The sequence below is a fragment of the Bdellovibrionota bacterium genome, assembly GCA_040386775.1.
Lineage (GTDB): Bacteria > Bdellovibrionota > Bdellovibrionia > Bdellovibrionales > JAEYZS01 > JAEYZS01.
Window position 1 is genome coordinate 82,542 of sequence record JAZKEU010000009.1, and the last position, 21,099, is coordinate 103,640.

Genomic DNA, 21,099 nt, shown 5'->3' on the forward strand with positions numbered 1-21,099 from the left:
TGATGGAATTGAGTATGATGCCAATAGTATTTTATGTTTTGAGTGGACTTCTGCTGCTCTCGGGTCTTGGCGTAATCTTGGTAACAAGCCCGATTTATTCGGCGCTTTTTTTATCCATTACCATGTTGCTGCTTTCGGCAATATTCTTTGTCCTTGAGGCGTATTTCTTGGCGGCAATTCAATTGATGGTTTATGCCGGAGCGGTTGTTGTACTTTTTGTAATGGTTCTCATGATGTTTGATTTAAGAAAGGAAAAAGCCGGATTTTCTGGAAATTGGGCAACGAATGTCGCGAAGACTTTAATTTCATTGGTTTCTTTGGTTATCCTTTTAACCCCAGTTTTTGTTTTCTTTAATGATGCTAAGCCAGCTTGGTTAGATCAGGCGGGGTTGCCAACTCAAGATCTTTCTTTGACTCTATTTGCACGACACGTTTTTACATTTGAAGTGATCGGCGTACTTTTGCTTGTAGTGCTGGTTGGAAGCGTAACGCTAGCGAAATCTAAAGGTGGAACACATGCTAAGCATCATTAATCAAATTTCTATAAATCACTTTATTGCGCTCTCGATGATTCTTTTTGTGATCGGGATGGTTGGAGTATTGGTAAGAAGAAACGTTATTGTAATTTTAATGAGCATTGAATTGATGTTGAATGCTGTGAATCTTTCGTTTGTCGCCTTTGCAAGATATTTTGGTGATGCTAACGGACAAGTAATTGTATTTTTCGTGATGGCCATTGCAGCGGCGGAAGCAGCAATTGGTCTTGCGATTGCGGTTGCAGTATTTAGAAAATTCAACGGCGTAGAAATTAAACTGTTTGAGAATTTAAAAGGCTAGCCAAGGGCTAGGCGCGAAAAGGGATAATATGAGTAACTCATTGATTGTAGCCATTCTAATTCTTTCACCAGTAATAGGTTTTATATTTAATGGTTTAAGATTTAGAAATCAGCAAGCATACGTAGCTGGCGGAGTCGCGACACTTGCGGCTTTTGTTTCTTTTGTTTGTTCAGTGGTAATATTCTTTAGACTTTTGGATCTTCCTCACGAATCAAGAGAGATTTCAGTTAACTTCTTCACTTGGGTGAATATTGAAAGTGCCAAGATCAATGTTTCATTTATGTTTGATACCATCAGCATTTTGATGGCTCTAATTGTAACAGGCGTAGGGACTCTCATTCATTTATTCAGTGTTGGCTACATGTCACACGATGAAAGACCATCAAAGTACTTTGCATACTTAAATTTATTCTTATTCAATATGTTGCTATTGATCTTAGGTTCAAACTTGATCGTTATGTTTGTTGGGTGGGAAGGCGTGGGCCTTTGTTCTTATCTGTTGATCGGGTTCTGGTTTAAAGACGTCGAAAAAGCAAATGCCGGAATGAAAGCCTTCATCACCAATAGAATTGGGGATGCGGGACTCTTGCTTGGGATTTTTATTATTTTTATGTTATTTGGAACTTTCGAATTTCAAGAGATCAATGCGAGAATGTTAGATGTTGCAGGGATTCCTCTTTCATTGATCACCGCAGCTTGTTTGCTTTTGTTTGTGGGTGCTGCTGGTAAATCTGCGCAAGTTCCACTCTACGTATGGTTGCCAGATGCGATGGCGGGTCCAACTCCAGTTTCTGCCCTTATCCATGCTGCGACGATGGTAACAGCCGGGATTTATATGATCGTAAGATTGAATCCTCTGTTCTTAGCTTCGGAAACTGCCATGATGGTCGTCGCTACAATTGGCGCAATCACAGCGGTTTTTGCGGCAAGCATCGGTCTTACTCAATGGGATATCAAAAAAGTTCTAGCCTATTCTACAGTTTCACAATTGGGTTATATGTTTTTAGCGGCGGGGGTTGGTGCTTACGGAGCAGCCATGTTTCATCTTATGACTCACGCATTCTTTAAAGCTCTTATGTTCTTGGGCTCGGGATCTGTGATCCATGCAATGCATGAAGAACAAGACATCAGGAAAATGGGTGGCCTCAAAAAATATTTACCGATCACGCACGCAACTTTCTTTGTGGGATGGCTTGCGATCATCGGAACTCCTTTCTTCTCAGGGTTTTTCAGTAAGGATGAAATTTTGTGGATGGCTTGGCATTCTCCAAGAGGCCATTTCTTATATTGGCTGGCGGGAGTTCTTGGCGCAGGAATGACAGCGTTCTATATGACAAGATTGATGGCCTTAACTTTCTGGGGAAAATCTAGAGTTCCAAAAGACATTCATCCCCACGAGTCTTCTCCGGTGATGACGATTCCACTGATCATTCTGGCGATTTTGTCGGTTGTAGGTGGATACATTGGAATTCCGCATGTTCTGGGACATCCGTTTCATCTTCCTAATATTTTAGAAGAATGGTTCCATGGAAAAATTCTTCCAATTCCAGGTATTACTCAAGCCAACGCGATTGAAGAAATTCTTTTGATGTTGATCTCTGTTTTGGTTGCAGCAGCTTCGGCAACATTAGCGTATATTTTCTATGTTAAAGATCCATCAAAACCCGCGGTTGTGGTTTCTAAAATTAAAAAATTCTACGACGTGGTTTACAACAAATATTTCGTTGATGAAATTTATCAAAAATTTATTTTAAATCCGATCGTTTCATTGAGTAGAGCGTTGTGGCTTTACATGGACGTCGAGTTTATTGATAAAGCGACTTATAAACTTTCTGGATTTGTACAGAATTCAGCGGAAGGTTTAAAGTCCTTACAAACAGGAAACTTACAAAGATATGCACTTTATATTGTTGTTGGGTTCATAGCGATGATCTCGGTAATATTGTTTTAGTCCAAATGTGACTTACTGAGAGCCAGGGCTCTCGGTGCTACAGGAAGAGGTACGAAATGTTTTTGAGTTTATTGATAGCGCTGCCAGTGGTATGTGCACTTATAGTTTTTGCTTTACCAGAGGGTAAAACAAGAATGACCTCCGTATTTCTTGCGGTCTTACAATTTTTGGTGAGTTTGAATTTACTTTTTGTTTTCGATACATCAACGCCGGCATTACAGCTTGTTGAAAAGTATCTGTGGGTAGAAAGTTTTGGAATCAATTACTTTGTGGGTATTGATGGAATCTCTCTTTGGCTTGTAATGATGACGGCATTTTTCTTACCAGTTGTGATCTTGGGTAGCTGGCATGCGATTGAATCTAGAGTTAAGATGTTCCATATCAATTTATTCTTACTTCAAGCGTTTATGTTTGGGACGTTCTTATCTATTGATAGCGTTCTTTTCTATATATTCTTTGAGGCATCACTTATTCCAATGTACTTAATGATTGGTATCTGGGGGGGGACAAGAAGAATCTATGCAACTATGAAGTTCTTCATCTACACAATGGCAGGATCATTGCTTATGTTGGTAGCGATCATTGCAATGATGTTGATGACAAAAGCACAGCTAGGAACAATGAGTGCATCACTTCTTGATTTCTATAAATTGGATATTCCTTTTGTAGCAAATGAGTTCTTAAACAGCCAGACATTGATGTTCTTGGCTTTTTCTTTAGCATTTGCAATCAAAGTTCCGATGTTTCCGGTCCACACATGGTTGCCTGATGCGCACGTTGAAGCTCCAACACCAGGATCCGTTGTTTTAGCAGCAATTATGCTTAAGATGGGAACTTATGGATTCTTAAGATTTGTAATGCCACTTTTTCCAGAGGCGACTCAGTATTGGGGATGGGTATTTATGTTGCTCGGAGTGATAGGAATTATTTACGGCGCTTTGGTGGCGATGGTTCAGCCCGACATTAAAAAACTTGTAGCGTATTCTTCTGTTTCGCATATGGGTTATGTTGTTCTTGGATTATTTGCTCTAAATACATATGGAGTGACAGGCGCTCTTTATCAAATGTTAAACCACGGGGTAAGCACGGGCGCTCTGTTCTTGATGGTGGGAATGATTTACGAAAGAACGCATTCTAGAGAAATTAAAAATTACGGTGGCTTGGCTTCGGTAATGCCAATTTATACAATCCTTTTCTTGATCGTAACTATGTCGAGCATTGCGGTTCCAGGTACCAATGGATTTGTAGGTGAGTTTTTTATTTTGATGGGTAGCTTTATGAAAAATAAGGCTTTAGGTTCTATCGCAGTTCTGGGCGTTGTTCTTGGTGCTGCTTACATGCTTTGGATGGTGAAGAAAGTATTTTTCGGCCCTAAGGGTGAACTTGTTAAGGGCGCCACATCAGAAACCTCTAATCCTGTATTAAAAGATGTGTCTTTAAGAGAAGTGGTCGTTCTTGCTCCATTGATTGTACTTATTTTCTGGATGGGAATTTTTCCGAATCATTTTTTAAAATATACAAAAACTAGTATTGAATTCTTAATTGAAAACAAAGCTGACTATAAACTGCATATCCAGGGTGAAGAACAAGCAGTCGCAGCAATAGCCGAATAAGTTAGGAGTAGGCAAACATGGGTGTATACATACAAGATATCAGTCTAACAATTCCACTTGTGGTGCTGTTTTTATTGAGCATGGTTCCAGTGGCCGTAAAAGTTATTGGTGGAAATGAAGAGCCACGACCACTAATGACTTTCATATTTGGGATTGCGGCAATTGGGCTAACAGCCGTTGCCGTTTCATTAAGAGCGACAAACGAAATCACGTTAGCTTTTGAAAACACCGTTGTTTATAGTCCGCTCATCAAGCTCACGACGGTATTCTTAATCTTATCGGCACTGTTTACTGCGCTTTTAGCATACAGACATCCCGCAATTCCTAAGAATCAATACTCTGAACACATGTTTTTATTTCTAAACACATTACTTGGAATGTTCGTTCTAGTTTACTCCCATGATTTGATCTTAACTTTTGTTGGGATCGAGCTTTTATCTTTGCCATTATACGTATTGATCGGCATTGGTGGCAATTCTGTCATTCCAAAAGAATCTTCGTTTAAGTATTTTGTGTTGGGAAGCTTTGCCTCGGCATTCTTACTTTTTGGTACGGCATTTATTTATGGTGCAACTCAAAGTACAGATATTTCCACAATCTTAGAGAATGGTGAAAAATCAAATCAACTTTATCTTACGATGGGTGTGATGATTTTCTTAATTGGATTATTCTTCAAAGTGGCGTTGGTGCCATTCCATGCGTGGTTGCCGGATGTCTATCAGGGGGCGCCAACACCGATTACAGCATTCATGGCTACATCGGTGAAGATTGTTATTTTTGTTTTCTTATTAGGATTTGTGCCGGTAATCAGATTGGTAGAATCACACGCGGTGATTTATGTTCTTCAATGGGTCGCAATTCTTACAATGTTCTTTGGAAACTTGATTGCGCTAAAACAAAACAATTTCAAAAGAATGCTCGCGTACTCGAGTATTTCTCATTCAGGATATTTATTCCTAGGTATCATCGCCGCAGTTCTAGGTGTGGACGATGCAAGTGTTCATGGAATTATGTATTACCTTCTAACTTACTTGTTTATGACATTGGGAGCGTTTGCGATCGTTTGTCTTTATGAAAAATCAGAAGACTCAGAGTTAACAATTGATCATCTAAAAGGTTTAGCGAAATCTAATCCCTGGCTGGCAGCAGCCTTGAGCGTACTTCTCTTGAGCCTTGCGGGAATTCCTCCCTTCGGCGGATTCTTTGCGAAGCTATTCTTGTTCTCCAGCGCAATTCAGGCAGAGCAATTCTGGCTGGTGGTATGGGCAGTGATCAGTTCTGTCATTGGCGTTTACTACTACTTAAGACCGATTGTTTATATGTACATGAAAGAAAAAGAAATTCAGGAAGAATTTGTGCAAAATCATAGCGCCGGAGCCATAGCGACAGTCGTATTTTCTGTCGTCATGATCATTCTTCTTGGATTTGCAGCTCAACCCTTTTTAGCTAAAATCATCCATACCGGAGTTTAGTTTCTAGTTAAAAAGAGTGGCGCAAGTATTTGCACCTGGCTTAACGGTTAACTGATCCCTTTGAGCATGAATGGATGCACTTAAATTTTGCTGAGCGCGGGCGGCTTCTTGTTCGCGGGTTCTGATTTCATTGTACCTAGCTCTCGGCATCACTAAGTTTTGCCCTACCCTTGTTAATTCTGTTTGGCTTGTAATAGATTTATTGGACTGAAGGGCAGCTCTCTTTTGTCCAAGCTCGGGTCTGCTTAGAGATTTTTGAGTTTTGTAATCTTTTTTAAAATTTTGAATTTTCTGTAGAACTGTTTTTTTATATTCACCATTTTTAGAAGAAATTTCTTCTTCTGAAAGTAAGCTCGACATCATCGCTAATCTAAGTTTTTTGCTGATTTTTCCGGTAGCATCATTTTGGCTTGTTACAAACAGTGAAACACCTTTTTGCCACCATGACATTTGTGTTGCCTCAAAGGTCTCAATATTTGACATAAAGTGAATGAAAACATTTTTTTTCGCCGGCGTTATGAGTGAGTTTCTTACCAACTCTTCTGAAGATTCATGAAGAGCCTCTTTTAAATATCTCATTTTTTTCATTTCGAATTCTATATCTTGGGCTTCGCCCTTCATTTTTTGAGTTCTAAGCATGATTTGATCATCTACGATGTGACTTAGTAGAACGTCTGCGAGGAGTAGAGCGCGTTCGTGTTTCTCGGTTTCAGGTAGATCGACCCAAGTTTTGTCTTTCAGATAATCTATAAATTCTCTGGTCAAAGATTCAAAGTTTTCTGATAAGCCAAGGGCCGCAAAATTCTCTTTGCCGAGAACAAAATCCTGAGAGTGTAGCTTGTCATCTTTCACATCGAGAACAACGGCTGCCCCAAGATTTTTGTCATTTGTTCTTCGTACTTCAATGCGGCCTAGATTCCATTTCTTAAAAAATAAAAAATTGGATTCCTGTTTCAATTGAGGATCAAATTCATAGGTCACCACAAACTTTCTATTGGGAAAATAGAAATTTAAAAGATTACCTGTTTTTTCGGCAATTTTTTTAATGTATTTTTCGCTGGGTTTTCCCCAAACCATAAAGCGGGTAGCAAAGAAATATGAAAAGCCCTCTACAAAATGTCTAAAACGAACATCACTGCCTTTAATAGATAAAAAATCTTCTTCGGTAATCACATGAGTTTCATCCATAGATACTTCGTTTTTACCACGCTGTCCTTTTCTAAAACTATCCCAGCTATCTCGTACGTAATTAAAAAATTGTTTTTGATTGCCATGCTCATTAATAAGGATGTCTCCGTGAGGTACCAGCAATCTTTCTAAAATATTTTCTGAGCGGTCTTCACTGAATTGTCCAGGAATATAAAAGTTAATTCCTTTGGTTGAAGCAGAAAGTAAAAAATCCTTTTGGGCTAAGAAAAACTGCCCTTTGGTAGAACCAATTCCGGGGTCGAAAGAATTATTTAGAAGGATTACAAGCTTTCCACCTAATAAATCAGCTAAAGACTTGTTATCCAAAATTCTACTCTGTAAATCAAGTACTCCATAACTAGAGAGATCCCAAACATCTAATCTTTTTCCTCTAGATCTGGCTAATTTTTTCCATGCGTCCACTTCTTCTCTCGTGGTGTCGTTATTTATAACCACCAGCCAGTCTAATTGTTCCTTAGAGTTAAAGTATTGCAAAACTCGTATTTCTTGCTCGTGAAACTGTACATCTCTAAATTTTCCATTTTCATCTGAGAGCGCAAGTCTGGTTTGCAGTTTGTGCGAGCGGTGGACATTTTCTGCGGCCTCAGGCTTTACTTTTACAATAGCTCTTACTATTGCGGTGTCTCTGCCAGAACCTTTAGGTCCCAGAGATAAAATCGCGCGGGCGAAAGGATTTGAATTTTCAAATCTATTACCGTTTTCATCTAAAATTTCTAATTGATCTGCGGGCAAATCTCCTCCGGCCAAGTTTAGGTCTGTGATGATTTGTCTTTTTAATTCGGTTTCACTTCCGAAGTCTCTGTTAGATATGTTTTTAACTTCCCAAATGATATGCGAAGCTTCTCCGGGAGCCACGGATCTAAGAACGGTGATCGGCGTGATTTCTACGGGAAAAGTGATTTGGAAGGGCATTTCTTTTGCGCCGGTGAAATATCGGTTTGCACCAGTTTGAAATGCATCTACTCGAGTGGCAGATCTTTCGGTGAACCTGGCACCAGACTTATTTATCACGACGTCTTTAACGGTAAATCGTAAAGGTTTATCTAAAACAATTTCTTGGCCCGGCTGAAGAGAAAAAGGAAGTTCCAATTTGATAGGTTCGGCAACGACCCAGTCTGCATGTGCGAGCGTAACGAGTACTACCATTTTTGAGGGCGTCGGCATGCCTCCGCGATTGCGAATTCTGATTCCACGAACTTCTACTTTTCTATTGGGTTCATAGATATCATTTTGATCAAGGGGTTTTAAATCGTAGTTTAAAATTTCAATATCAAAGACAGATTTGTATTCTGATGTTTTACCTGAGCCTTCATCCACTTCGATAATGAATCGACCGTCTTTACCGTCGGCGCCGGCGGTGGGAGTTTTAGAAGCTCTACGGCCATCGCTACCCTTGGGTCCACTGCTGCCACCAGGATTTGAGTGATGAGTAGTTTCGTAGTAAGTTTCAATGGTTGTTCCGCCTTTTCCATCGGGAACAGATCTTGTTCTGGATTCTTGTTCGGTCCAAGAATAGCTACTGCCGCCATCTCCTCCAGGACCTCCGCTTCCGGGAGTGCCCGGTGTTCCAGCTTTACCACCGGATGCTCCAGTGACATCTGATTTTACCAACATTGCAAGGTGAGTTTCATCGGCATGAACTCTCAAACGAATTTGCCCGCCATCCCCACCTTTTTTTCCATCAGTGGCTTCTCCGGCGGTCCCGCCAGTGCTACCGGTACCTCCGTTATCGCCAGAGCTATAGCGAGTGGCATCCGAACCATCTCTTCCTTTGCCTCCTCTTTCACCGTTACCGCCATTGCCGCCATCTCCACCCTTTCCACCTTTAGCCACCAAGTGAATGTAACCATTGTCTCCAATATTTAATTGAACAGATTTTTTGCTTTCACCCGATGTAGTTTTGGCCACGCCCTCAAGGACAAGCTGTCCTTCTAAAGGGTTTCCGGACTGTTTTAATTTTATATCAATGCTGCCTGCATTTTTTCCAGCAGTAGCCTCTGTAGCGTTCTCACCATCTCGCCCCGTTGTTTGTCTAGAGGCTTCCCCATCATAAGAAGTTCCATGCTTCCCATCTTCCCCTTTTTGACCGGAGACATCGATATTGGAAAGCTGTTGCGCTTGAACCAAAGGGAAAAAAGAAATTTGTATGGCAACAACGGTAATGATTAAAGATCTTAAAAAAAATGGTGTTTTCATATTTTAAAAAATAGGCCAGGAAGTTTGTTGGATTTATTCCAAAGGTTATCAAACACCTGAGCGTATTCAGATGCTTAATGAGCAGTTTTTGTGCCAGCTAAAAATAAAGCTATTGGAACTCGTGCGATAACATGTGTTTAAGAGGAGGTTTTGGCGTCATAAAAAGTCTTTTTTGAATTTTCTAAGCTACATTTGTGCAACAATTGGCGGCGGGAGGGATCAAAGTCGGTGAGTTAGAGCTAGTTATTAGTCATATAAAATTTTCATCATCAGAATTTAAAAGAGGTTCTAATTCAAGAGGCAAAACGTAACCCTTTGAAATCTCTATCATATAAATTGATATCATATGATATGCACAAATTAATAATATCATATGATATTAAATATATATTGATATCATATGATATGTAATGCAATATATCTTTATGTTATGTTTGAGATGTAAACTCGAAGTTAGTAATGAGGCAGATAGATATGGATTGCACCCTAAATGTTTTGTGGCGTGGTTCAAGGTGGATGCAGATACAGATTTCTTAAGTTTAACTCAACGATCCGCTCAGAGCTCGTCTCAAAAAAATCCAAATTATTCTCCCAATAACACATCTTTTTATCATGGAAAATTCAAGAAATATTCTGCTGATCTTGGAACGGATAATTACATCTTAAAAATGCGCATGGAAAAAGAAGGCCCCGAGCTTCCGGAAGTAGAATATTTGTGTAATCAAATTGGAAGCCTAGTGGGCTTACCTGTTGCGGATCATTTTTATATTAATTTTTATTCAGAGTTAGTGTTCGTCACAAAAGTTTTTATAAAAAAAGGAAGCGCAACCGCCAATCTAGATCCTATACACAAATATCGCCCTGACGATAAACATGACTGCGAAACATTAGCAAAGACAATCGAAGAAACAACAAAGCGCCCGTACGATGTGGATGTCTTTTACAACACCGTACTTTTTGATGCATTGATCGGCAATAATGACCGCCATGGAGGTAATCTAGCATTTATTGTTACTCCATCGAAGACCGTGCTTTCTCCCATTTATGATAACGTCTCTAATCTTGGATTGTTTGCAGGACCCATACTCAATGCAGATATTCATCCAACAGGTCGCATAGCAACCTTAGAAACCAAAGAGCCTTCAATGAAAGATTACGTCAAAGAGTTAAAGCGCTTGGGGCAGGGCAGTTTAGTGGAAGAATTTGCAAATAAAGTAAAGGTTCCTAAAATTGAAGAGCTCATCGAAAACAGCTACTGCACACCGCTGATGAAAGCGGCAATGAAACGTTTGCTTTTAAAAAGACATAAGGAGCTCGCAGATGGCCTATAAAACTGATTTCAATAACATTGATAAAAATCATCTTCATGTGTTTGCGGAAAGTCGTAAGAGAAGAATTTTTGTGGGAACTTTGAAGTGGGACGAATCTAAGTCTCAGTTTGAATTTAAATATGATCCCAAATATGCTCGTTCGAAAAAGGCAATCCCTGTAGGTAAGGAATTAGATTTATTTAAGAAGACAAATATTTCTAAAAAACTTTTCCCATCATTTGCAGATAGAATTCCAGATCAAGATAATCCTGCCTATGAAGATTATTGTTTAGCGCAAGGAATATCGCCGGAAGAAAAAAATCCCATAGTATTATTGGTGTCGATTGGCAGAAAAGGCCCTTCTACTTTTATATTTGAGCCGATTGTTAAGAATGAATTTTCCACTTCTGATTTAAAAGCATTTAGAGAGCAATTGGATATTTCCATTCAGGATGTGGCTCTTGCTTTTGATATGAATTGGCCGACATTGCAAAGACTAGAAGCGGGGAAAAAAGTGGAGATGGGAACCTTAAGGCGTCTACAGATTTATTTACAATTTCCGCAAGTGGCACTCTGGCAATTGTCACTATCTATAGGTAAGCTGCACTCCAATACCTTCAATAGACTATGGCAACATTTTGAAACTCAAAAACGGAAGAAGAAGCAAGCACTGTAAATTTAATTACAGCTCCCAAAAATCCAAACTGTAAGAAAAAATAGAATTTTCCTTAGAATCTTTCACAACAGAGCGGATTTCCTCAATTGCTTTAATTAGAATCTCTTTAACCTTATATCTGTCTGCTTGATCAATGGTGATCACCGAGGAGTAATGTAATCAACCAGCTGTGCAAATGCTAGATATTTATGAGGAAAGAATCAACGATGATTTAGAAATTCCTGAGTTACAGATATCACATCCAGATCAAATCGAAGTGGCGCTAAGCAAACTTCAGTTTGATTTTAGTTTACAATCAGATTTGAAGAAAGCTATGGCAGAATTAAATACCAAGCACAAGTTTTTGCCAGAGGGTGTAGGAATTCACACACCACCAGACTTAGGCAATGACGAAGCAGTATTGATTCCTTCAGGGTGTTCAATGGGAGCTATAGGCTTTTACTAATTTTATCTAAATTTACAGGATGTTTTTTACAAACCCAGAGTGCATGAATCAAGCTTCTTCTGTCGCTCCAATGAAACCATGCAGACAACCTATCCATCACACATTGTGTAGGAGAAAGCATTTTTATAGTAATATCTTTTATCTTCATTTTTCCTTCAGGCTTTATCGAAATTTGATTTCCTATAGCTAAAGGACCGCTTGGGAATTCGACATAAAAGTCGGAATTTTGATGAACAAAATATCTACCGTTTTTTGTGAAGCCAATTTCTTTTAGAGCTTTAGAAATAACTTCCAAAGAATATGGAGATATAAAATCTAAATCTTTAGACTCATATTTTTCGTTTGTGTAAATTGAAACACAAGCTCCCCCAACCAGAACACAGGAAATACCATGAATTCCGAGCTGTTTCACCACAGCAGCAGCAAATAATTTACGATTCATTTTACGACTGATTTTCATCTGCTAGATAGCCTTATTTTTTTTCTAGGGCGTTTCCTTTTCATAAAGTATTTTTCCTGATCCTCTAGAGACATATTAAGTATTACCTTATCAAGCAACGCCCTCAGCTCTTTAGCGAGAAACCATAAAGAATTTAATGAATAGATTCGCGCGCGCCCCATTTGAACTCCAACCAAGATATCCGCCTGCTCTAGCTTGTTAAGAGTTCTATTTACCTGTGTATTACTAATATTAAAGGTTTTTGATATTTCTAGAGGATAGCCCTCTCCCTGTGCTGCGAGATAAATAAGGCATTTTTCCGTTGTTCGACTGCCAAATAATTCAAATAGCATAATTACCTACTTTAGGTAAGTATAGACCTAAATTAGGTAATTATCAAGATTAAAATCAAATATCATAGCGCCTTAAGACTCTTAGGGCGCTTTTGAATCCGATTTTTACGATTCTTTCTAGAATTTCTTTATTGAGCGAAAAGTGATCCACGAAAAACATCTCGTAGTCTTGAGGATTTGGATGAATATAAAGAGTATCCACATCTTTTTTTACGTTCGTTCTTTTTTCTACAATCTCTAAAATCTTTTGTCGGTGTTCATCAGGCAGATTCGCCTCTTTGAAATAACCATCGATGGCTTTGTAGACTGCCTTGAGGCTATCTTGATATTCCATGTTTTTAAGAATTTTTTGTTCCACTAATTGATAGAGCGCTTGGTTCAATATTAGAGGAATACCGTATTCATGTAGGCTCCCCATCTTTTCATTATAATTATAGGGTTGCATAGAATAACTGGCGATCACGAGGTCCGCGCCATTGTCTGAGGCAACGTGAGTGGAAAGAGTATCTCTAATTTCTCCATCAAAAAAATAGACAGTTTCATTCTTATCGTTTTTTATTCCGTATGGACAATAAACGGGAGGAAGAGACATCGACGCTGCTGCCGCTTCGCTGATAGAGCTAGAATTTATATTCATGATTTTATCGTCATGACTACTAGCTTCATGAGCGCCGAAGACACCTTTGCGTGAACTATTGAGAGCTGTGGCAACGATGAATAGCTTGCTTGCGAGTTCTTTAAAATCATTTGTCGGTAGAACGTGATTTCTTAAGTATTTTTCTAAACCACGCGTAGAAAATAATCCGTTCAATTTAAATCCATTTTTTAGGAAAGATTCAAATCCGCCCGTCACCAAAGATTTAGTTCTGAGTTTTGTAGGGATTGCTCTTAAAAATCCAGGAGAATTCAGCGCAAAGATATCCCAATAGGTGAGAGGCTTTAGTTTGGGATTTGTTTGAGATATTTTTTTAATCCCCATTTCAAAAGCGATAATTAAATCTTCTACGGTATATCCTGCAGCAAGAAAGGTGCTGATCATTGCACCGGCGCTAGAGCCCACATAGGTATTGATTGATAGAGGTTCTGGATTTATGTCATTGTCTGGAAAGTCTTTTTTTAATCCGCCACGGAATTTAAAACCTTTTTCCTCAAGAGCTAGGCATACACCAATATGAAAAGCGGCAGCTTTAATACCGCCACCACTTAAAACAAGGGCCACTGATTTCTTGTTTTTGAAACGCATTCTTCTAAGGTATCAGGTTCCCCTTACGGATGCAACGCGGCCAATCGCGAAGCACCAACCTTTATCTGGCTTATTGTGCGCGATAAAATTACGCAGCATGACCCGGAAAGGGAAGCTGGTACCTTTTTATTTGCTTAATTGGGGGGCTGAAGTAATCTGGGTTTTAGTATGGAACAAGAAAACTGGCTTCCGTTAATTGAATACTCAAACAAACATCAAATTAGCATTTCTACGCTAAGAAGACGCATCAAAGACAATTCGATTCTATTTAAGTTGGAAGATGGAAAATACTTTATCGTCGATGATTCTGTTGAAAAAGCAACCAGAGGCCGCAAACCAATTGTGATGCCAAACCAATTTGCTCAATCCTCAAGTACAGACTGGGCTCTTGATCCTCAGCCAAAAACTGTACAGAAAAATGAGATCCTAGAAGAACTTAAAAAAGCATATCTTGCCTCACTGCAAGGCAAAGAAGAACAAATCTTTCAACTGAAAGAAGAAGTTTCTGATTTGAAAACACTGGTTCGAGTTTTGGAATTCGATAATGAAAGACTTAAAAAAGAACTAGAAAATATCAATGGATTTTCATCGAGAAAAAATCATTTTTGAAATGAGCATGTGATAGCCGGTGTGCCAGTATTTTGGCACACTTTGTTCTCAAATCTGTTGATTTAAAAATTTCAGCGCCATACAAGAAGCACATGGTAAAGGTACCAGCTTCCCTTTCCGGGTCATGATGCGTAATAAATTGCGTAGGAGGATCCGGAAAGAATACTGCCTCTTGAATTTTTACCAGCGCACGTCGATGTTGATGGATCCAGATTGTTGTTCAGAGTCCAATTCTACTTTTAAACCTGCATCTGGATTTAAAGATTTTTTGAACTGAACATTCACGCTATTGCGATCACCATCATACATCATTTTTGATTCGATATCTCCAGGCACAGAAATACTTGCAGTTCCTCTAAGAGGATTTGCTTTTATTTTTAAGGAGCCAGAATCGGATTTAGAATGTTCACCATTATATTCTGTAAAGCAGTTGTTTAGTGGCTCGATAGGGTTATCAATGCAAGGAGCAGTATTATCACTCGAGCTTGTTTCGATCATGTCTTTTATATTTTTATAAACAGGCAAAGCTTTTAATTCATCTTTCACAAATTTTCTATCATCAAAAATAATAGGAGCATCTTGGCTGGCGATTCTTCTATTGATTTCCTCTTTATATCCATAAGGAGCTTCGATATCTTCGCTGTTACCTATGTAATTTTTAAAAGCATAAGTGGGAATAAACTTATGAAGCTTTCCTGGGAAAAAATCTTTATTTGTAATTTGCTGAAGTTGTTTTGTGGGGAATGAAAAATTTTGAAAGATAGCGAAGAGCACAAATAGTGTGGCGAAGCTTAAAAATAAAAATATATCTCTTTTTTTCATCTATAGAATGTATCGGTATGGAGCAGACTGGACCTTAGTCAAAATTGAAATTACTTAGGAAAATAGTTTTCAATGCAACACTTTGGTAACAATTGAGCAACAGTGTGAGGTTAAAACAAATCTAACCTCACCATTATTCTGGATTAAGCAGCAGGGGAAGAAGCGATCTTTTCTTTCTTGTGACCGCCACCGCCTGCCTTAGTCGATGTTTTCTTAGCCTTCGTTTTATCTAGGGCAATCGCAATCACATCGTTTAAGTATTTCACTGGAATGAAATTCAATTCTTTTCTGAAGTCTTCAGGGATGTCCTTAAGATCTTTCACGTTTGCGTATGGAATGATCACGTCTTTTACTCCAAGTCTGAGGGCTGCAAGAGCTTTTTCTCTTAAGCCACCTATTGGCAATACTCTACCTGTGATCGTCACTTCACCCGTCATCGCCACATCGCCTCTTACGGGCACGTCTGTGAACAAGCTGATCAGTGATGTTGCCATCGTGATGCCTGCAGATGGACCGTCTTTAGGAGTCGCGCCTTCTGGGATATGGACGTGGAAATCATAAGTGTCAAAAATCTTATCATCAATTCCTAATTCTTTCGCATTGGCTTTGGCGTAAGACATAGCTGCTGTCGCAGATTCTTTCATCACATCGCCCATTTGGCCTGTAAGAACTAGTTTTCCCGTACCCTTCATCTTGATGGCTTCGATAAAGAGAACTTCACCACCCACAGATGTCCAAGCTAAACCGTTTGTTACACCGATTCTATTTTGGTCCATATCTTCGTCTCTTTGATAACGAGCTGGACCTAATAATTCTTCGACAACTTTTGCAGTAATAACTCTTTTCTTCACATTTTGTAGCACAACGTCTTTAGCCACTTTTCTACAAACACTTCCAATTTCTCTTTCTAGATTTCTCAGTCCTGCCTCTCTAGTGTAAGCACTAATTAAGTGAGCAAGGCCCTCATCCGTAAACTCGATATTTTCAGCAGTGATACCGTTGGCTTCAATTTGTCTTTCAACAACGTGCTTCTTAGCAATGATCACCTTATCGTGTTCTGTGTAACCAGAAAGATTAATCACTTCCATTCTATCTCTAAGAGCAGCTGGAACATTTTCTAGTACGTTAGATGTAGCGATGAACATGATATTGCTCAAATCAAAGTCTACATTCAGGTAGTTGTCTCTGAAAGTTGCATTTTGTTCCGGATCCAATACCTCAAGCATTGCTGCCGATGGATCGCCGCGGAAATCTGAACCCAATTTATCGATCTCATCGAGTACGATCACGGCGTTCTTTGATTTTACTTGCTTTAATGCTTGAACGATTTTTCCAGGCATTGCTCCAACATATGTTCTTCTGTGACCACGAATTTCTGCTTCGTCTTTCACGCCGCCGAGAGAAATTCTGAAGTACTTTCGTCCCATTGCTCTTGCGATCGACTTACCAAGTGAGGTTTTACCAACTCCAGGAGGTCCATTGAAACAAAGGATTGGTCCCTTCATAGAGTTCTTGAGTTTTCTCACTGCAAGGAATTCTAAAATTCTTTCTTTAATTTTTTCTAATTCATGGTGATCTTCATCGAGAACAATTTTAGCGTGTTTTAACTCTAAGTTGTCTTCTGTTTCGATATTCCATGGAAGATCTGTCATCCAATCTAAATATGTTCTGATCATTGAAGCCTCAGAAGCATCTGGGTGCATTCTTTCTAATCTTCCAAGTTGCTTGATAGCTTCTTGCTCAACTTCTGTCGGCATTTCAGCAGATAAGATTTTCTCTCTTACTTCATCAACTTCTTCAGATTTAGAATCTGTATCACCAAGTTCATTCTTAATAGCTCTCAATTGCTCTCGTAAGAAATATTCTTTTTGTGACTTAGACATTTCTTCTTTGGCAGTGTTCTTGATTCTATTTTGCATTGCTAGAACTTCTAATTCATTAGTTAAGATGTTGCTAACAAGTTTGAGCTTAGCTTTGTGATCAAATGTTTCTAAGATGTTTTGTGCATCAGAAACTTTAAGTCCTAGATTAGAAGCGATGAGGTCTGCAAGTCTTCCTGGGTCGGTGACTTCATCCAATACCAACAAGATGTCTGGTGATAAAAGTTTTCCATGTGCGATAATTTTTTCTAATTGCTCTTTTACGGTTCTGATCATTGCCTCTACTTCTAATTCTGGCAATTGAACTGCTGTTTCTTCGATTTTCTCTACTGAAACTTCAAAGTATGGTTCTGTCTTAGAATATTTTTTAACTCTACCTTTTCCCACACCTTGGATAAGAATTTTAACTCTGCCGTCCGATAGCTTTCTCATTCTCATGATCATTGCTATTGTTCCAACTTCGTAAATTGTGTTTTCTGTAGGGTTTTCCTCTGTAAGTTCTTTTTGAGAAGCTAAGAAGATAAATCTATTTTTTGCTAAAGCTTCTTCAACTGCTTTAATTGAGTTTTCTCTTCCCACGAATAACGGAAGAATCATGTAAGGAAATACAACTATATCTCTTACAGGTAGAAGTGGTATTTTCTCAGGTACATCTAGCAGCTTGTTGTCATCGGCGCTCATTCAATCCTCCACTGATTTGTGAAACATTAGTCTCACAAATGATTTATCGGAGGTATTGGGTGTGCCTTTAAGACTATCTTTGTAAACTCTCTCTTAGTTTAGCACCTTCGAGTGATAACCTTGTCCAAGGTAGAGTTAAAATTCTTTCGGCCTCAATAAGTTGCTCGGTTTCTTCGCAAATTCCATATTCTCCAGACTCAAGTCTGTGCAGTGCGGATTCGATTTCGAGCAATTGTTTTCTAAGGCGATTTTGAAAAAGAAACCATTGATGCTCATTGATGGCGCGAATGTTCTGATCTCCAAAGTCTCCAAGAGTTTCTTCACTCTCAGGAGGTTTGCCATTCACTTTCAAAGTGTTAAGTACTTCCTCTTTTTCTGAGAGTAAACGTTCTTTGCAACTTTTAAGAATTTTAGATGAAAACATGAGTGAGATTTAATTTGGCTTTGTATTTAAGGCAATAAAAAAACAGAGTGCCTAACGCACTCTGTTTTAGAAAAAATTTAGAGAAAGCTCAGTGAAAATTCATTTGATCAAATTTTAATCAACTCTCTTTTGATAATTTGGTGCCTCTCTAGTTTCTGCACCTTCTATACTCAATCGAGTCCAAGGGATAACCAACAATCTCTCGGACTCGATTGGTTCATCGGTTTCTTCGCATACTCCGTACATGCCAGCCTCGATTCTATAAAGTGCAGATTCGATTTCCAGAAGTGCTTCACGAAGTCTTTTTTGTGCTAGCAAGGCTTCTTTTTCGGCAAGGATTCTCATTGTCTGATCACCCTCGTCGCCCCCCTTATCGTCTGAATGCTGAGACAACATTTTCTGAGCATCCTTATAACGATTTAATATATCTTGTTTAGCCTCTATCAACTTCTTCTTACAAATCTGCACCAGTTCCGGTGTTAGCATAACGTTTCTCCCCCGTTAAAATTCCTTTATGTTTACGGACATCCTGTCCTTGGTAAGCGACCTGGACCAGACGTCCAGATCACGAGAATAAGACGGGGGATCTGTCGATAACGGTTAGATTAAAATCTATTATTTCTTTTTATTGGAACTATTAGGCGTACTCGCTGCCGGCAATGCTTGAGCTTGATCTAGAGTTAAAATCTTACCGTCATTCACAGTAAGAGCCACAATTGGGCGTGAGAAGTCGCGAGTAGTTTGGCTATCAAGGGTATTTAAAGCACCTTTAACCGAGCGTAAACCCGCCAATCTCATCTGTAATTCTGATCTAGAGCTAACTCCAGAGACAGCATCTTTTAAAATAAGAGCCGTATCATAGGCCTGGAGATCAAATAGAGAAGGAGTTTTGCCGAAAGCTTGAAAATATTTCTTATAAAAATCAGAGTTAGTAAAAGTTTGATCTTGTCCCAAGAAACTATCCACAAAAACAATCGATTTTGCAAAAGATCCGGCTCTTTCTATTACTCCAGGAGTGTTCCAAATATTTGTTCCTAAAAGCGTAATGTCTTTTACTTCTTGGAAAGAAAGCATAGCGGCGATTTGACCCAGAGCACGCGTATTGTCTGGAACAAAAAGAGCCTGGAAGTCGACAATGGGAGGTAGCAAATCTTTTGGAGTTTCATTTCTAGCCGTAGCCTGAGGAACTTTCTTTTTCCATTCTTCAAACTTCGCTTTATATTCTAGAGCGCGATCATCTGTATAGTATGTACCCACTAATTTTTGTATTGAACCCCTGAAATCTGTTTCTTTTGGATCATACGATTGAGCAGCTTTAATTTGTCCGCCTGCGGACTGAACAGCATCCCAAAAAAGATTTGCATATTCGGCACCATAGGCATCTTCGGGATAGAGAATTGCAAATTTTGTGAATCCTAATTTTTCTACGGCTGTCTTAACGATGTACTGAACCTGCATTTCACTTGTTAGAGCATTTCTAAAAATAAAATCGCCAATTTGAGTAATACCTGATTTTTGAGAAAGAACAATCGTAGGAACACCAAGCGCTTGCGCCTTGGAAGAAATATTTGTTGCGGTTTTACTCTGTAGACTGCCGATGATTGCAACAACTTGGTCTTCAACAACAAGTTTTTCTACTGCGCGTCTTGCATCTAGATATTTTCCTTCGCTATCAATCACAGCTAGGCGAATATTTGTTTTGCGATCATATATACCGAGTCCAAGCTGAATCGAATTCAAAACACTTCTTCCGATATCAGCATTCTTTCCGCTCAGTGGAAGAATAACACCAATAGTTTTTGTATCCACACTTGATCTTGCATCTAATTGTTTCAGAAATTCTCTTGAGTTTTCTGCAAGATCACTTTCTGGATTTAGAGAAATCACTCTTGAAAAATGTGATCGGGCTTTAGAAAAATCAGACTGTTCGAAAGCGACGCTTCCAAGTCTAAAGTGAATACTCGAATGTACAAATTCCAATTTTGAATTATCAAGAACAGCATCTAGATCTTGTGGTCGAACTAGAGAATCAGTAATTGAAGTGGCTCTGATCTTATAGGTCATTTTACTTTGTGGGTCCTCAGAAACTCTATGCATTTCAGCTAGAGTTTCAAGCTGGCCCATCACATCTTGTTCTAGTTTTAAAAATTCTATTTTATAATTTAAAAGCTCGGCTCTTTCGTTAGGAGTCAATGCTCCTGACCTCAAGGCTTGATTTAAAAGATTTTTAGCCTGGTCATTTTTTCTTTGAGAGAGGTAAACACGAATGACTTTTGTATAAGTCTCACCTTCGTAAGGCTCTTGGTATTCGTTATTTAAAATAAAAGAGTATGCATTTACAGCTTGATCAGAGCGTCCATTCTTTTGGTAATAATCTCCAGCAACCTTTGCCGCTTCAGAGGCAGTCGCTGTTTTTGGATGCTTTTGAATTAGAAGTTCAATTCTTTTTAGAGCTCTTGCTGGATTTTTCGCAAAGTCTCCTTTTGCCAGAGCAAACTCTTTTTGTACGCTTTGATCAGCCTGAGGTGGTGGATCTTTTTTTACGGGCTGAGAAGTACAAGATACAAGAATTGCATTGATAGAAAAAAATAAAAATAATCTTGTTATAGATTTCATGAGTTCACCTATTTTCGGAATTATGAAAGCTTACTTTTGAACTCTTTAGAAAGTGTATATTCTTTTTCTGAAAGAGATTCGATAAACTCTCGCTCTTTTTCGTTAAGATCGCTCGGGATATCCACGAGGACTTTTATATATTGTGACCCACTTTCGGGACCGCTGTCATTAGGAAAGCCCTTGTTTTTGAGTCGAAAAACTTTACCAGATGGAGTCATTGGTGGGATTGTGAGCATCACGCGTCCAGTTAATGTGGGAACCTCTAGACTTCCGCCAAGTATAGCGGCCGGAAGTGGGATAGGAAAATCTACCCAAATATCATT

The 21,099-nt window shown here is 39.0% G+C and carries 19 protein-coding genes; 9 read left to right on the forward strand and 10 right to left on the reverse strand.

Translation table 11 applies throughout. The annotated features are described in order from the left end of the window. Window positions 1-2 precede the first annotated feature (2 nt). The 5 genes from V4596_04755 to V4596_04775 are packed head-to-tail and all read left to right on the forward strand — an operon-like array spanning window position 3 to window position 5,873. The gene (locus tag V4596_04755) at window positions 3-533 is read left to right on the forward strand and encodes an NADH-quinone oxidoreductase subunit J (GenBank protein MES2768436.1); all 531 of its coding nucleotides are present in this window, start codon (window positions 3-5) and stop codon (window positions 531-533) included. Next, the gene (nuoK, locus tag V4596_04760) at window positions 517-837 is read left to right on the forward strand and encodes an NADH-quinone oxidoreductase subunit NuoK (protein MES2768437.1); all 321 of its coding nucleotides are present in this window, start codon (window positions 517-519) and stop codon (window positions 835-837) included. The genes V4596_04755 and nuoK overlap by 17 nt, the downstream gene beginning before the upstream one ends. A 28-nt stretch (window positions 838-865) precedes the next feature. Beyond that, complete coding sequence (nuoL, locus tag V4596_04765) at window positions 866-2,788, forward strand: NADH-quinone oxidoreductase subunit L (protein ID MES2768438.1); 1,923 nt, start codon at window positions 866-868, stop codon at window positions 2,786-2,788. Window positions 2,789-2,844: 56 nt separating this feature from the next. Continuing rightward, a complete protein-coding gene (locus V4596_04770) occupies window positions 2,845-4,401 on the forward strand; it encodes an NADH-quinone oxidoreductase subunit M (GenBank protein MES2768439.1) in 1,557 nt (518 codons plus the stop codon). 17 nt (window positions 4,402-4,418) lie between these two features. Beyond that, window positions 4,419-5,873: an NADH-quinone oxidoreductase subunit N gene (locus V4596_04775; protein ID MES2768440.1), complete on the forward strand. Its 1,455-nt coding sequence runs from the start codon at window positions 4,419-4,421 to the stop codon at window positions 5,871-5,873. 3 nt (window positions 5,874-5,876) lie between these two features. Here V4596_04775 and V4596_04780 read toward each other — a convergent pair whose 3' ends face one another. Next, complete coding sequence (locus V4596_04780; protein MES2768441.1) at window positions 5,877-9,278, reverse strand: hypothetical protein; 3,402 nt, start codon at window positions 9,276-9,278, stop codon at window positions 5,877-5,879. A 425-nt stretch (window positions 9,279-9,703) separates the two neighbouring features. Here V4596_04780 and V4596_04785 point away from each other — a divergent pair, with 425 nt between their 5' ends. From V4596_04785 to V4596_04795, 3 genes are all read left to right on the forward strand, one after another. Continuing rightward, window positions 9,704-10,609 carry a HipA domain-containing protein gene (locus V4596_04785; GenBank protein MES2768442.1) on the forward strand — a complete coding sequence of 302 codons (906 nt, stop codon included), beginning with the start codon at window positions 9,704-9,706 and terminating at the stop codon, window positions 10,607-10,609. Beyond that, entirely contained in the window at window positions 10,599-11,264 is a 666-nt protein-coding gene (locus V4596_04790) for a helix-turn-helix transcriptional regulator (protein ID MES2768443.1), read from the forward strand. Before V4596_04785 ends, V4596_04790 begins: the two co-directional genes overlap by 11 nt. A 169-nt stretch (window positions 11,265-11,433) precedes the next feature. Beyond that, a complete protein-coding gene (locus tag V4596_04795; GenBank protein ID MES2768444.1) occupies window positions 11,434-11,709 on the forward strand; it encodes a hypothetical protein in 276 nt (91 codons plus the stop codon). On the opposite strand, the gene V4596_04800 is transcribed toward V4596_04795, so the two are convergent. From V4596_04800 to V4596_04810, 3 genes are read right to left on the reverse strand one after another with little or no spacing between them, the layout of a single operon-like run. Continuing rightward, window positions 11,693-12,169, reverse strand: coding sequence for a hypothetical protein (locus tag V4596_04800; GenBank protein MES2768445.1), 477 nt, complete (start codon window positions 12,167-12,169; stop codon window positions 11,693-11,695). The two genes, V4596_04795 and V4596_04800, sit on opposite strands and share 17 nt — an antisense overlap. Then, on the reverse strand, window positions 12,166-12,501 hold the full coding sequence (locus tag V4596_04805; protein MES2768446.1) for a winged helix-turn-helix domain-containing protein: 336 nt from the start codon (window positions 12,499-12,501) through the stop codon (window positions 12,166-12,168). Before V4596_04805 ends, V4596_04800 begins: the two co-directional genes overlap by 4 nt. A 55-nt stretch (window positions 12,502-12,556) precedes the next feature. Continuing rightward, entirely contained in the window at window positions 12,557-13,744 is a 1,188-nt protein-coding gene (locus tag V4596_04810) for a patatin-like phospholipase family protein (protein MES2768447.1), read from the reverse strand. Between the two features lie 168 nt (window positions 13,745-13,912). On the opposite strand from V4596_04810, the gene V4596_04815 reads away from it, so the two are divergent. Further along, a complete protein-coding gene (locus tag V4596_04815; GenBank protein ID MES2768448.1) occupies window positions 13,913-14,353 on the forward strand; it encodes a hypothetical protein in 441 nt (146 codons plus the stop codon). 180 nt (window positions 14,354-14,533) lie between these two features. Here the strand turns inward: V4596_04815 and V4596_04820 are convergent, their stop codons facing one another. From V4596_04820 to V4596_04845, 6 genes are all read right to left on the reverse strand, one after another. Next, the gene (locus V4596_04820) at window positions 14,534-15,175 is read right to left on the reverse strand and encodes a hypothetical protein (protein ID MES2768449.1); all 642 of its coding nucleotides are present in this window, start codon (window positions 15,173-15,175) and stop codon (window positions 14,534-14,536) included. Window positions 15,176-15,318: 143 nt separating this feature from the next. Continuing rightward, the gene (lon, locus tag V4596_04825; GenBank protein MES2768450.1) at window positions 15,319-17,736 is read right to left on the reverse strand and encodes an endopeptidase La; all 2,418 of its coding nucleotides are present in this window, start codon (window positions 17,734-17,736) and stop codon (window positions 15,319-15,321) included. Between the two features lie 73 nt (window positions 17,737-17,809). Beyond that, window positions 17,810-18,160 (reverse strand): TraR/DksA family transcriptional regulator, encoded by a 351-nt coding sequence (locus V4596_04830; protein ID MES2768451.1) that lies wholly within the window; start codon window positions 18,158-18,160, stop codon window positions 17,810-17,812. Window positions 18,161-18,274: 114 nt separating this feature from the next. Further along, on the reverse strand, window positions 18,275-18,646 hold the full coding sequence (locus tag V4596_04835; protein MES2768452.1) for a TraR/DksA family transcriptional regulator: 372 nt from the start codon (window positions 18,644-18,646) through the stop codon (window positions 18,275-18,277). A gap of 129 nt (window positions 18,647-18,775) precedes the next feature. After that, window positions 18,776-20,776 (reverse strand): penicillin-binding protein activator, encoded by a 2,001-nt coding sequence (locus tag V4596_04840; protein MES2768453.1) that lies wholly within the window; start codon window positions 20,774-20,776, stop codon window positions 18,776-18,778. Window positions 20,777-20,796: 20 nt separating this feature from the next. Further along, the coding region (locus tag V4596_04845; protein MES2768454.1) for a DnaJ C-terminal domain-containing protein at window positions 20,797-21,099 on the reverse strand (303 nt) is incomplete at its 5' end.